General features: G+C 58.2%; 14 protein-coding genes and 1 pseudogene. 9 read left to right on the forward strand and 6 right to left on the reverse strand.

The features are described from left to right. The first annotated feature begins 43 nt into the window (after nucleotides 1-43). Nucleotides 44-478, forward strand: a complete 435-nt coding sequence (locus tag JJD74_RS23010; protein WP_042560494.1) for a hypothetical protein — start codon at nucleotides 44-46, stop codon at nucleotides 476-478. Continuing rightward, on the forward strand, nucleotides 478-882 hold the full coding sequence (locus tag JJD74_RS23015) for an META domain-containing protein (RefSeq protein ID WP_047302660.1): 405 nt from the start codon (nucleotides 478-480) through the stop codon (nucleotides 880-882). The genes JJD74_RS23010 and JJD74_RS23015 overlap by 1 nt, the downstream gene beginning before the upstream one ends. A 74-nt stretch (nucleotides 883-956) precedes the next feature. Here the strand turns inward: JJD74_RS23015 and JJD74_RS23020 are convergent, their stop codons facing one another. Next, nucleotides 957-1,424, reverse strand: a complete 468-nt coding sequence (locus tag JJD74_RS23020; protein WP_200616892.1) for a TlpA disulfide reductase family protein — start codon at nucleotides 1,422-1,424, stop codon at nucleotides 957-959. 113 nt (nucleotides 1,425-1,537) lie between these two features. Here JJD74_RS23020 and arsC point away from each other — a divergent pair, with 113 nt between their 5' ends. The 3 genes from arsC to JJD74_RS23035 are packed head-to-tail and all read left to right on the forward strand — an operon-like array spanning nucleotide 1,538 to nucleotide 2,911. Beyond that, complete coding sequence (gene arsC / locus JJD74_RS23025) at nucleotides 1,538-1,891, forward strand: arsenate reductase (glutaredoxin) (protein WP_042560497.1); 354 nt, start codon at nucleotides 1,538-1,540, stop codon at nucleotides 1,889-1,891. Then, entirely contained in the window at nucleotides 1,888-2,484 is a 597-nt protein-coding gene (gene wrbA, locus JJD74_RS23030) for an NAD(P)H:quinone oxidoreductase (protein ID WP_042560498.1), read from the forward strand. The genes arsC and wrbA overlap by 4 nt, the downstream gene beginning before the upstream one ends. 1 nt (nucleotide 2,485) lies before the next feature. Continuing rightward, nucleotides 2,486-2,911 carry a DUF2069 domain-containing protein gene (locus JJD74_RS23035; RefSeq protein ID WP_042560499.1) on the forward strand — a complete coding sequence of 142 codons (426 nt, stop codon included), beginning with the start codon at nucleotides 2,486-2,488 and terminating at the stop codon, nucleotides 2,909-2,911. A gap of 113 nt (nucleotides 2,912-3,024) precedes the next feature. On the opposite strand, the gene JJD74_RS23040 is transcribed toward JJD74_RS23035, so the two are convergent. Further along, complete coding sequence (locus tag JJD74_RS23040) at nucleotides 3,025-3,699, reverse strand: DNA-3-methyladenine glycosylase I (RefSeq protein WP_042560500.1); 675 nt, start codon at nucleotides 3,697-3,699, stop codon at nucleotides 3,025-3,027. Between the two features lie 134 nt (nucleotides 3,700-3,833). After that, a complete protein-coding gene (gene ttcA / locus JJD74_RS23045; protein ID WP_042560501.1) occupies nucleotides 3,834-4,658 on the reverse strand; it encodes a tRNA 2-thiocytidine(32) synthetase TtcA in 825 nt (274 codons plus the stop codon). A gap of 272 nt (nucleotides 4,659-4,930) precedes the next feature. On the opposite strand from ttcA, the gene JJD74_RS23050 reads away from it, so the two are divergent. Then, the gene (locus JJD74_RS23050; RefSeq protein ID WP_042560502.1) at nucleotides 4,931-5,533 is read left to right on the forward strand and encodes a Yip1 family protein; all 603 of its coding nucleotides are present in this window, start codon (nucleotides 4,931-4,933) and stop codon (nucleotides 5,531-5,533) included. Between the two features lie 148 nt (nucleotides 5,534-5,681). Continuing rightward, complete coding sequence (locus JJD74_RS23055) at nucleotides 5,682-6,176, forward strand: SprT family zinc-dependent metalloprotease (RefSeq protein ID WP_047302662.1); 495 nt, start codon at nucleotides 5,682-5,684, stop codon at nucleotides 6,174-6,176. A 134-nt stretch (nucleotides 6,177-6,310) separates the two neighbouring features. Here JJD74_RS23055 and JJD74_RS23060 read toward each other — a convergent pair whose 3' ends face one another. Next, complete coding sequence (locus JJD74_RS23060; RefSeq protein ID WP_200616893.1) at nucleotides 6,311-7,492, reverse strand: CaiB/BaiF CoA transferase family protein; 1,182 nt, start codon at nucleotides 7,490-7,492, stop codon at nucleotides 6,311-6,313. Nucleotides 7,493-7,636: 144 nt separating this feature from the next. Next, a complete protein-coding gene (locus JJD74_RS23065; protein ID WP_115146197.1) occupies nucleotides 7,637-8,971 on the reverse strand; it encodes a dicarboxylate/amino acid:cation symporter in 1,335 nt (444 codons plus the stop codon). Nucleotides 8,972-9,320: 349 nt separating this feature from the next. On the opposite strand from JJD74_RS23065, the gene JJD74_RS23070 reads away from it, so the two are divergent. Further along, nucleotides 9,321-10,319: an AraC family transcriptional regulator gene (locus tag JJD74_RS23070; protein WP_200616894.1), complete on the forward strand. Its 999-nt coding sequence runs from the start codon at nucleotides 9,321-9,323 to the stop codon at nucleotides 10,317-10,319. A 219-nt stretch (nucleotides 10,320-10,538) separates the two neighbouring features. On the opposite strand, the gene JJD74_RS23075 is transcribed toward JJD74_RS23070, so the two are convergent. Continuing rightward, a complete protein-coding gene (locus JJD74_RS23075; protein ID WP_042560507.1) occupies nucleotides 10,539-10,985 on the reverse strand; it encodes a hypothetical protein in 447 nt (148 codons plus the stop codon). 222 nt (nucleotides 10,986-11,207) lie between these two features. On the opposite strand from JJD74_RS23075, the pseudogene JJD74_RS23080 reads away from it, so the two are divergent. Further along, a pseudogene (locus JJD74_RS23080) lies at nucleotides 11,208-11,300 on the forward strand (helix-turn-helix domain-containing protein); the annotation flags it as partial. Nucleotides 11,301-11,742 lie beyond the last annotated feature (442 nt).

The following is an 11,742-nucleotide window of genomic DNA, read 5'->3' on the forward strand; positions in this document are numbered from 1 at the left end:
CAATCCAGCCCGTGCTAGCATGTCGCGCATATTTGGAGGACCCATGGTCGAACACGATTTCCGCTACAATCTGATGAACCCGCAACACACCCTCACCGAATGCCGCGCCCTCGTGCCGGGCCGCTATCAGGTCACCGGCAACGGTGGCTCGATCCGCATCGGTGACGCGCTGTTGGTCACCCTCAAAGGCAGCAAGGATTTGTCCATGCGCCTGACCGTTGAAACCGTCCGCCACCTGATCAACCCGCCGGGCCAATGGACCGCGATGACCACGGGCCCGGTGTTCGGCGAACTGGCGATCCACACCTGGCAGGTCAATTGCGACAGCTGCGCCAAAGCGCTGAACTTCGAGTTTGCAGTGGACGCCAAGCTGGGCAAAACGGCAGAAAAACCGGCCGCCACCGCGCGCATTGCCGAGCTGGGCTGGAAGGCCGTTGGCGACAAGCACCTGTGCCCGAAATGCCAGGAGCCTGCGTGATGAAACGCTTTGCCCTGGCCGCTCTGGTCGGTATTGGCCTCGCGGGCTGCGCCGCCGAGCCTGTGCAACTGCAACAGAACCGCAGCTACATTCTGGAATGGATCGGCGAGCGGCCATTGATGGATTACAGCCATCTGACCGTGACCCTTGGCGATGACGGTCGTGCCTACGGTAACGGCGGCTGCAACCATTGGTTCGCGCCGTACACCCTGGATGGCGACAAGCTGACCTTCGGCAAGATCGGCAAGACCCGCAAACTGTGTGCACCGGCGCTGATGGAACAGGAACAACGGTTCCTGGAAGCGCTGGAGCATGTCGAGCGCTGGGACATTTCGCCAATCGAGCAGATGCGCTTCTGGCCGGCGCAAGGCAAACCGTTGCGCTGGTGGCTGGAAGAGGGTTGATCGCTTGAATCGCCAAGCCCCTCACCCTGGCCCTCTCCCACTGGGAGAGGGCTGAGGTGAGGGGCTTTTGAAAGCTACTTCGCAGCCTGCAACGCCTCAAGCTTCGCCATCACCCCGGCCGCCGTCTGCTCGCCCATCAGCTGTTCCCGAACCTTGCCCTTGTCGTCGATGATGTATGTCACTGGCAGCGCTTCGCTGCGTGGCAGCTCGAACAACTCCGCCGGGTCCTGCGCCAGCACGGTGAACTTGATGCCCAGTTTTTCGCTGGCACTCTTCAGCTCTTCACCCTGCACGTTGTCGAAGTTGACCCCGAACACACCGACATTCCTGCTCTTGAGCTCTTCAGCCAAGTGGTTGAGCTCCGGGATTTCGGTTCGGCACGGGCCACACCATTCAGCCCAGTAGTTGACGATTACCCATTGCTTGTCGAGGCGCTCGGATGCGACCTTCTGACCGTTCTGGTCAATCCCGTAATCGTTGCCGCAACCCCCCAGCATCAACGCCCCGATTATCGTCAATGCCGCTGCCAATCGCCGTGTCATGTCCTGTTCCTTGTGAAAATTTGAAAACGCCTGCGACCCATCGCCTCTGAAGGTTCTGGATTGCGCGCTGCACAGTTAGAATAGCCGCCACTCTACGCCAGAAGCGACCCGACATGACCGATCTGACGCTTTATCACAATCCGCGCTGCTCGAAATCCCGCGGTGCGCTGGAGCTTCTTGAAGCCCGCGGCCTGACGCCAAACGTCGTGCGCTACCTCGAAACCCCGCTGAATGCCGCGCAAATCAAGGCCCTGCTCGGCAAGCTCGGAATCAGCGCGCGGCAATTGCTGCGTACCGGGGAAGATGAATACAAAATGCTTCAGCTCGCTGACGACAGCCTCAGCGAAGCGCAGTTGATCGCCGCGATTGCCGAACATCCAAAACTGATGGAACGGCCGATTCTCGAAGCCGACGACAAAGCCGTCATCGGTCGTCCACCGGAGAACATTCTGGAGTTGCTGCCGTGAGCGCGCCGTACATTCTGGTCCTCTATTACAGCCGCAACGGCTCGACCAACGAGATGGCGCGGCAGATTGCCCGCGGTGTAGAACAGGCCGGCCTCGAAGCGCGCCTGCGTACCGTGCCGGCGATCTCCACCGAGTGCGAAGCCGTAGCGCCAGGCATCCCGGACGAAGGCGCGCTCTATGCCACCCTCGACGACCTGAAAAACTGCGCCGGCCTGGCACTGGGCAGCCCGACGCGTTTTGGCAACATGGCTGCGCCGCTCAAGTACTTCCTCGATGGCACCAGCAATCTTTGGCTGACCGGCGCGCTGGTTGGCAAACCGGCCGGCGTGTTCACCTCCACCGCCAGCCTGCACGGCGGTCAGGAAACCACCCTGCTGTCGATGATGCTGCCGCTGCTGCACCACGGCATGCTGATCACCGGCCTGCCCTACAGCGAGTCGGCGCTGCTGGAAACCCAAGGCGGCGGCACGCCGTATGGTGCCAGCCACCACGCCGGCGCGGATGGCAAAAGAGGTCTTGATCAGCACGAAGTGGCGTTGTGTCGCGCCCTCGGTCTGCGCTTGGCCAAAACCGCGCAGAAACTGGAGGGCTGAGGTGGCCAAGAAGCCGAAAGTCCTGCCCTCTGTCGAGTGGCTGGAGCCGCGCGTGAAGGCGATGCGGATCATCAGTCTGCTGAGCTTTTTCGCCCTGGCCGGATTGCTCGCCGTCTATTACCTGATATTCGCCGACCTGCATGGTGCGCGGCCGTGGGTGATTCTGCTGGTCGAACTGGTCCCGTGGCTGATCCTCGCCCCGGCGATGATCATGGGCAGCGCCCGCGGGCATTCATGGATGTGCTTTGTGGTGAATCTGTATTTCATCAAAGGCGCACTGGCCGCGTATGACCCGAACCGACAGTGGTTTGGCGTGCTGGAGATGGCGGCAAGCCTGGCGGTGTTCTGCTCGGCGCTGCTGTATGTGCGCTGGCGGTATCAGTTGAATCGCAAATTGGCTGGCGAGGGTGAAATCTCAGTCGCCTGAGCTGACGCCATCGCTGGCAAGCCAGCTCCCACAGGATCTGTGTTGGAACACTAATTTGTGATCGACGCAAAACCTGTGGGAGCTGGCTTGCCAGCGATTGGGGCGACGCGGTCTTAATGATTGACGGTGTAAGCGAGCATCATCGAAATCTGGCTCATCGCCCGCCCGCCACTCTGTTCATGCCACTGATTGAACGCGTCCTGCACAATCGCCAGATCACGCAGACTGGTCGGCACTTTGTCGACGATCTTCTGCGCATTCAGCGCCGCCACCACGTCATAGCTCGGCACAAACGTGTCCTTGCCGACCATGCGCAAAAACCGTGGCGCCGACAGCCCACCCAGTTGATGGCCACGCTTTTTCAGGTACGTCCACAGACCGACAATGTCGGTCACCGGCCAGTCGGCAATCAGCGCGCCAAAGCTGCCGCGTTCTTTTTCCTCGTCGAGAATGAACTGCGCGTTGCGCGGCACGCTTTTGAGCTTGCCCAGGTGACGGATAATCCGCGCGTCCTGCATCAATCGTTCAAGGTGTTCGGCGCTCATCAGCACGACTTTTTCCGGGTCGAATTTGAAGAACACTTCTTCGAAGGCCGGCCACTTGGCGTCTACCAGACTGTGCTTGAGGCCGGCGCGGAACACGCGCAGGGCCATGGTCGAGAGGTAGCGGTCGTCGCTGATCTTGCGCAGTTGTGCCGCAGTCTTGGGGACGGGCAGATGGGCTTCCAGTTCAGCCGCCGAACCGAAACGGTTCAGACAGTATTCGTGCAGCCACTTGTAATCGCGCATGCCCTCTCCTATTGAATAAAGCGAAGAAACCAATGTGGGAGCGAGCCTGCTCGCGAAAGCGGTGTGTCATTCAACTGATTTGTTGACTGATACTCCCTCTTCGCGAGCAGGCTCGCTCCCACATTTGAAGGTGTTTACAGGTTAACGACGTTGACGAAGCGCGAAGCGGCGGTCTCGTCAATCTTGAGGCTGGTGAAGTCGAACAGGTTGCGGTCGGCCAGTTGCGACGGGATCACGTTCTGCAGACTGCGGAAGATGCTTTCAGTTCGGCCCGGGGTCTTGCGGTCCCAGTCCTGAAGCATTTCCTTGACCACCTGACGCTGCAGATTTTCCTGCGAGCCGCAGAGATTGCACGGGATGATCGGGAATTGCTTGAGGTCCGAGTAGGCCTGGATGTCTTTCTCGCTGCAGTAGGCCAGCGGACGGATGACCACATTACGGCCGTCGTCGGCGCGCAGCTTGGGCGGCATCGCCTTGAGGCTGCCGTTGAAGAACATGTTGAGGAAGAACGTCTCGACGATGTCGTCACGGTGGTGACCGAGGGCCATTTTGGTCGCGCCGATTTCGTCAGCGAAGGTGTACAGCGTGCCGCGACGCAGACGCGAGCACAGCGAGCAGGTGGTCTTGCCTTCCGGGATCAGCTCTTTGACCACCGAATAAGTGTCTTTTTCGACGATGTGATACTCGACGCCCAGCTCTTTGAGGTAGGCCGGCAGCACGTGCTCGGGGAAGCCCGGCTGCTTTTGGTCCATGTTCACGGCGACGATCTCGAACCTGATCGGCGCAACCTTCTGAAAGTGCATCAGCACGTCGAGCATGGTGTAGCTGTCCTTGCCCCCGGACAGGCAGACCATGACCTTGTCGCCGTCTTCAATCATGTTGAAATCGGCGACAGCTTCGCCCGCCAGACGGCGCAGGCGCTTTTGCAGCTTGTTCTGGTTGACCGTAAGAGTGCCCATGACGCGAAATCCGTGAGGTGTGACGAAAGGCCGGCATTTTACGCAAAAAAATCGTGAGGGCGAAGGGCCGTCGGGCTGCGGCAAGACCCCACCGCGATTAAGCCCGGTGTTTACAGCGCAATTTGCTCTAAGCCCCTAGTGCCTGTGCGGTTAAGACCTTTCTATACTGCGACGTAAGGTCGCACACATCTGAAGACCTGAATTTGCTCGGCCACCTTGGCCCGTAGGCGCTCCGTTGGGGGGCGATGGCAATAACAAGAGGAGTGAATGGCATGATCCATCACGTAGTGGGACTTTTTACCCACCCCGATCAGGAATGGAAGGAAATCCGTGGCGACCAAGAGGAAAGCATCAGCCACATGTACCTGACGCACACGCTGATTCTGGCGGCGATCCCCGCTGTCTCGGCGTTTATCGGCACCACCCAGGTTGGCTGGGTGATTGGTAATCGCGCGCCGGTCATGCTCACCGTAGAAAGTGCGGCGTGGATGACGGTCATGTCATACCTGGCGATGCTCGGCGGGGTCGCGGTCATGGGTGCCTTCGTGCACTGGATGGCCCGCACTTATGACGCCAACCCCAGCCTGGCGCGTTGCGTGGCGTTTGCCACCTACACCGCGACGCCGCTGTTTGTCGGCGGGCTGGCGGCGCTGTATCCGCATATGTGGCTGGGCATGATCGTTGGCACGGCGGCCATCTGCTACACGGTGTACCTGTTGTACGTGGGGCTACCGACGTTCATGAATATACCGTCGGACGAAGGTTTTCTGTTTTCCAGCTCGGTATTGGCGGTGGGTCTGGTGGTGCTGGTAGCCATCATGGCGTTCACCGTGATTGTCTGGGGACTGGGCGTAGGCCCCGTCTATACCAACTGACGCAATGACTCCCCGAGAAAAACAAGATCTGCCAATACAGGCCGCCGCAAGGCGGCCTTCTCGTGTGGAGGATGACCATTCGGCGGTTCGGCGATTCGCAACGCTTGAGGGTTGCGGCATACTTGACGCCTCTGGAGATCCATCAAGCATGCCCGAGCAACTCAATACTCGCGTCGAAGACTGTTACCAACTCGCTGAATCCTTTTTCAAACGTCATTTCCAACGCCCCGTGGTGAGTCTCAAGCTGCGCGGACAAAAAGCCGGGGTCGCGCATCTGCACGAGAACCTGCTGCGCTTCAACCCTCAGCTCTACCGGGAAAACGCCGAACACTTCCTCAAGCAAACCGTGGCCCACGAAGTTGCGCACCTGATCGCCCATCAGCTGTTCGGCGACCGCATCCAGCCCCACGGCGAAGAGTGGCAACTGATCATGCGCGGCGTTTACGAACTGCCGCCGGATCGCTGCCACACTTATGCAATCAAACGCCGCAGTGTGACCCGCTACATCTACAAATGCCCGTGTGCGGAAAGTGATTTTCCGTTTTCGGCGCAGCGCCATAGCCTGGTGCGGCAAGGGCGGCGGTATCTGTGCCGCAGATGCCGCAATACGTTGGTGTTCAGTGGTGAGATGCGGGTGGAATAGTCAGTGTTGTGTTGCCCTGACTGGCCCCATCGCTGGCAAGCCAGCTCCCACAGTGTTCGAGGTGTCCACAAATTCTGTGTACGACACCGAAACCTGTGGGAGCTGGCTTGCCAGCGATGAAGCCAGAACAGGCACTAAAGAATGACTTTGGCCCGGCGCAGCTCTTCAATTTTCGAAGGACTCAACCCCAACTCTCCCAACACCTCATCCGTATGCTGTCCCAACACCGCCCCGACATGCCGTGGCGCCGGCAACCCTTGGGAAAACTTCAGCGGGCATGCCATTTGCGCCTGCGTCGAACCATCCCCGCGCGGCACTTGCGTCACCAACTCCCGCGCCTGTAATTGCGGATGTTCGGCTGCTTCGCTCAGATTCAACACCGGCTCGACACACGCATCGATCCCGGCAAACAACTCGCACAGTTCGGCAAAGTCATGCTTTTCAAACTCGACCTTCAAGGCTTCCTTGAGCGCTCGCTGATGCTCGGGCTTGGGCGACAAGCCCTGCGCCGCCAATTCCGGCCGCCCCAGTGCCGCGCACAATGGCTGCATGAATGCCGGTTCCAGACTGCCCACCGACATCCAGCGGCCATCCCGTGAACGGTAATAATCATAAAAACTGCCGCCATTGAGCATCTGGTCTTCCCAACCCGGCTCTGCACCACAGGCGAGAAAACCGGCACCGGCCATGGCATTCAGGCTGAATGCACAATCGGTCATGCTCACGTCCAGATGCGTGCCCTGCCCGGTTTGCTGACGGGCGATCACCGCAGCAAGCAGACCTATCACCCCGTGCAGCGAACCACCCGCGATATCCGCAACCTGCATGCCCAACGGCAACGGCCCGCTGTCGGCCCGGCCGGTATAACTGGCAAGGCCGGCCAGCGCCAGGTAGTTGATGTCATGCCCGGCGCGATCCCTGTACGGGCCGGTCTGGCCGTAACCGGTGATCGACACGTAAATCAGCTTCGGGTTAAGCGCCTTCAGGGCCTCGTAACCCAGGCCCAGGCGCTCCATCACACCGGGGCGAAACTGCTCGAGGACGATGTCGTAATCGGCCAGCAACTGCTTGATCAGCTCCAGCGCTTCGGGCTGTTTCAGGTCGAGCGCGAGACTGCGCTTGTTGCGGTTCAGATAAGCGTGACTGGCCGAAATCCCCTGATCATGCGGCGGCAAGACTCGCAGCAGATCCATGCGCGTCGGCGACTCGATGCGCAACACCTCGGCGCCCATGTCCGCCAGCAACAGCGAAGCAAACGGCCCCGGCAGCAGCGTCGAGAAATCGAGAATCTTCAATGAGGCCAGCGGTGCGGACATGGGCGAACTCCTTGGACGATGTCTTCAGCCTAGGCAGCGATGGCCGGTACAGCAATCACCGTAAGTGTCACCAGCCGTGACCGTTACGCTCAAATTGCGGGCATGAAAAAACCCGCCGAAGCGGGTTTTTCCTACAAGCGATGCTTACTTCACATTGACCGGAGTTGGGCCTTCAGCCACACCCAGGTCGTCTTCTTCACGCTGGTCGGAGATACCGCGACCGCCAGAGGCCAGCTCGGATTGCAGCACGTCGGTGTCCAGCTCTTTCACCCACTTGGCGACAACGATGGTCGCAACAGCGTTACCAACAAGGTTGGTCAGTGCGCGAGCTTCGGACATGAAACGGTCGATACCCAGGATCAGCGCCAGACCGGCCACCGGCAGGTGACCTACCGCCGACAGCGTAGCCGCCAGCACGATGAAGCCCGAACCGGTCACACCTGCCGCACCTTTGGAGGACAACAGCAGCACCAGCAACAGGGTGATCTGGTGGGTGATGTCCATGTGGGTGTCGGTCGCCTGAGCGATGAACACCGCAGCCATGGTCAGGTAGATCGAAGTACCGTCGAGGTTGAACGAGTAACCGGTCGGGATCACCAGACCAACTACCGATTTCTTCGCACCCAGACGCTCCATCTTGATCAGCATGCGTGGCAGTGCCGATTCAGAGGACGAAGTGCCCAGTACGATCAGCAGCTCTTCGCGGATGTAGCGAATCAGTTTCAACACACTGAAACCGTGCGCGCGGCAGATCCCACCCAACACCACCAACACAAACAGCACGCAGGTGATATAGAAGCAGATCATCAACTGGCCCAGTTGCACCAGCGAGCCGACACCGTAAGCACCGATGGTGAAAGCCATGGCACCGAACGCACCGAGCGGCGCCAGTTTCATGATCATGTTGATGATGTTGAACATCACGTGAGCGAAGCGATCAATCATGTCCAGCAGCGGACGACCATACGAACCCAGACGATGCAGGGCGTAGCCGAAGATCACCGAGAACATCAGCACTTGCAGGATATCGCCTGTGGCAAACGCGCCGACGATGGTGTTCGGGATCACGTTGAGCAGGAAGCCGACGATGCTCTGGTCTTTACTGGCCGTCACATAGGTGGCGATTTTCGAGGCATCCAGAGTGGTCACGTCGATGTGCATGCCGGCGCCCGGCTGCACGACGTTGACGACGATCAGGCCGATCAGCAAGGCAATGGTGGATACGACTTCAAAATACAGCAGCGCGTAGCCGCCGGTCTTGCCCACCGATTTCATGTTCTGCATGCCAGCGATGCCGCTGACGACGGTACAGAAGATGATCGGGGCAATGACCATTTTGATCAGTTTAATGAACCCGTCACCCAGCGGTTTGAGGGCCACACCGGTTTGCGGATAGAAGTGACCGAGCAGAATGCCGATAGCGATGGCAACGATCACCTGGAAATACAGGGATTTGTAAATTGGCTGACGAGTCGTCATTGCAAGTTTCCTCAAGAGTCCCGCGTGGCAGCATCCATCTGTTGACCGCGACACCTGAATTGCGAACCCTCCTGCACTGGAGGGATTTGTTGTTGGAACGGCACCTTGCGCACAGGCTCAACGCACGTTTCTATCGCTCATATCGCAAACGTCGTGCCACTTTGGTGCAGATGGCTACAAGCCTTTCGATATCAGGGGTTACAGGTTTTTTTCGTCACAACTCGGTTACTCAAGGGTGGCGGATATCCGCCAACTCGCCGGTTCTCGTCCTACAATTTGGCGGAAATCCGCCTTGTTCCCCTGCCACCCCCCGGCTACCATCCGACGCCTGAGGAAGGATCTGCCGCTTATGCGCGAACGCACCGTTGCCAGTCATTTCGCCCGTGCCGCCCTGGGTGGCGCACGCCGCCTGGGGTTCGATTACTCGGGCCTGCTGTTGCAACTGGGGATCAGCCCCGAACTGCTTGACGAGCCCCGTGCGCGCATCGCCCCGGAACAGTTCACCCGCCTGATCCAAAGCCTGTGGCTGGCACTGGACGACGAATACCTGGGCTTCGGCAAGGCCGCGAGCAAACCCGGCAGCTTCGCCATGATGTGCCACGCCTCGATTCACTGCCGCAACCTGGAGAAGGCCCTGCAACGCGGCCTGCTGTTTTACAGCCTGTTCCCCGACGCACCGCGCCTGACCCTGAGCCGCGAGGACGAATGGGTGCGCCTGAGCCTCGACGATTCGCAATTGTGGGACCCGGATCACTTCCTCAGCGAAAGCCTGCTGGTGATCTGGCATCGTCTCGGCAGTTGGCTGATAGGCCAGCGAATCAGCTTGGAGCAGGCGACATTCAGCTATGCGAAACCTGCTCACGGCGCCGAATACGACCTGCTGTTCCCCTGCCCCTTGGTGTTTTCAGCAGATCGAAGCAGCCTGCTGTTCCACAGCCGCTACCTGCACATGCCGTTATTGCAGGATGAACGCACCCTCAAACACTTCCTCGAACGCTCCCCCGCTGATTTGCTGTCACGCCCCGACGACGGCGACAGCCTGAGCAGCCGCCTGCGCCGCTTGCTCAGCCGCGACAGCACACGCTGGCCGGATCTCGACGCCGTGGCCGCGCACCTGCACATCAGCCCGCAAACCCTGCGCCGGCATTTGCGCGAGGAAGGCACCAGTTTTCAAGAGTTGAAGGATCAGCTGCGGCGGGATATCGCCATCTACCATTTGGGCCGCGCGGATCTGTCGTTGCAACAGATCGCTGAACAGCTGGGTTTTTCCGAACCGTCAGCGTTTCATCGGGCGTTCAAGAAGTGGACGGGGCTGACGCCGGGGGCTTATCGGGCGCAAGAGTTGTGAGACGCTAGCCCGACCAAAAATCTCAATCATTAATTACCTGAGGCGAGAAACCGAAGATTGTTTCGTTGCCACGGATCTTGCCCGCCGTTAATTGTGAGCTTGTTACCCCATGAAGCATGGTCGACTTACATGGATTTATAGCGACCTCATAACCGTGCCAGCGGTTGGTGTGCATTCATCGCTCAATGACTCGATGAATGCACATTATATTGCGTGGCATCAGCCTCCCAGACTATCAATATATTTTTGAGTAACCTGACGCACTCGGATTTCACCCAACTTGACATTGGAAATACCGACTATGCTATTGGTGTACACGTACAGCTCCAATGTTTTCTGAAGAGCTCCCGAATTTAAAAATATGTGATGTTCTTTCAGGATTCCCTGCGTAGCAGTGATGGCCTGTTCAAACCGGCCGGTATCATATTGAAGCCTCACATAGCCAGTATGGGGAGTTTCATAAGTAAAGGTAACCTGGTAGGCCTTTCCCTCAGGCAAACCTACGAAGCTTTTACGCACTTTGGTGTCGCCACCCGGCAGCGCTTCCAGAAAGTAAGCTCCCTTGATGTTAACGATATGAACACTGCTATCACTCCCCTCCCACCCGTTAAAATCGAAGTTATTAAAATCCGTAAAATCATCGAAATTATCTGTTTTGTCGTTCACTTTGAGCCCCTCATGTTTTCACCGCAGTGGACATCCGGCCCTTCAAACGAGGTTCCGGTACTTCACAATAACGTCGGAGCACCCAACTGACACCTGTAAGAACTGACAGGTTTTAATAACAACAGCGACTAAAAAACCTTCTAAACCTCGAACTTCGATATAAACCAAAGGCCTTCAACGGCATTACCTTTTACTCAAATAAAAAGATGACCTGACCCGCGAAAACTGGATTTTTCCGAACCGTCGGCGTTTCATCGGGCGTTCAAGAAGTGGACGGGGCTGACCCCGGGGGCCTACCGCGCTCAAGAGCATTGAAAACGCTCACAGGTCTCGATGTGTAGTGAAAGCATGTCTGAAGATGTCGATTTAACCCCTTCGTTGGAAGTGATTCAGGCAGGTCATGTTAAGTAAATCCGGGCGCTGCGCCCCCTCGCCTCAAACTTCGATACTTCAAACCTTTCCATTCGCCATCCTTTGAAACAGACGGGGCACTTTGCCTCTATGACGTTTCACCGCTTCTCACCGGTAAGGTTCTCGCTTCATCAAAACCTTCCTCCGCGACATTTGCACAGGCCAGAAAGCCTGCCCTGCACGGAGCCTTATCAAGGAACGATCATGCTTCAAATAGCCCCTGAATTCATAGAATAAGCGCAACGCTTGAAACGAGAGGCAGAGAGCCAGCCACCGGTAGAATCCAGGCTCTCACACCGAAGGATTCAAGCGCAGATGACTACGCATTACCGGCAGCTGACTCAGG

The organism is Pseudomonas sp. MF6776, assembly GCF_016613125.1.
GTDB classification, from domain to species: domain Bacteria; phylum Pseudomonadota; class Gammaproteobacteria; order Pseudomonadales; family Pseudomonadaceae; genus Aquipseudomonas; species Aquipseudomonas iridis.

What these genes read in the sequence shown, in the direction of transcription:
- JJD74_RS23010 (WP_042560494.1), top strand. Translation starts at nt 44, where the DNA reads ATGGTCGAACACGATTTCCGCTACAATCTGATGAACCCGCAACACACC.
- JJD74_RS23015 (WP_047302660.1), top strand. Translation starts at nt 478, where the DNA reads ATGAAACGCTTTGCCCTGGCCGCTCTGGTCGGTATTGGCCTCGCGGGC.
- JJD74_RS23020 (WP_200616892.1), bottom strand. Translation starts at nt 1,424, where the DNA reads ATGACACGGCGATTGGCAGCGGCATTGACGATAATCGGGGCGTTGATG.
- arsC (WP_042560497.1), top strand. Translation starts at nt 1,538, where the DNA reads ATGACCGATCTGACGCTTTATCACAATCCGCGCTGCTCGAAATCCCGC.
- JJD74_RS23040 (WP_042560500.1), bottom strand. Translation starts at nt 3,699, where the DNA reads ATGCGCGATTACAAGTGGCTGCACGAATACTGTCTGAACCGTTTCGGT.
- ttcA (WP_042560501.1), bottom strand. Translation starts at nt 4,658, where the DNA reads ATGGGCACTCTTACGGTCAACCAGAACAAGCTGCAAAAGCGCCTGCGC.
- JJD74_RS23050 (WP_042560502.1), top strand. Translation starts at nt 4,931, where the DNA reads ATGATCCATCACGTAGTGGGACTTTTTACCCACCCCGATCAGGAATGG.
- JJD74_RS23055 (WP_047302662.1), top strand. Translation starts at nt 5,682, where the DNA reads ATGCCCGAGCAACTCAATACTCGCGTCGAAGACTGTTACCAACTCGCT.
- JJD74_RS23060 (WP_200616893.1), bottom strand. Translation starts at nt 7,492, where the DNA reads ATGTCCGCACCGCTGGCCTCATTGAAGATTCTCGATTTCTCGACGCTG.
- JJD74_RS23065 (WP_115146197.1), bottom strand. Translation starts at nt 8,971, where the DNA reads ATGACGACTCGTCAGCCAATTTACAAATCCCTGTATTTCCAGGTGATC.
- JJD74_RS23070 (WP_200616894.1), top strand. Translation starts at nt 9,321, where the DNA reads ATGCGCGAACGCACCGTTGCCAGTCATTTCGCCCGTGCCGCCCTGGGT.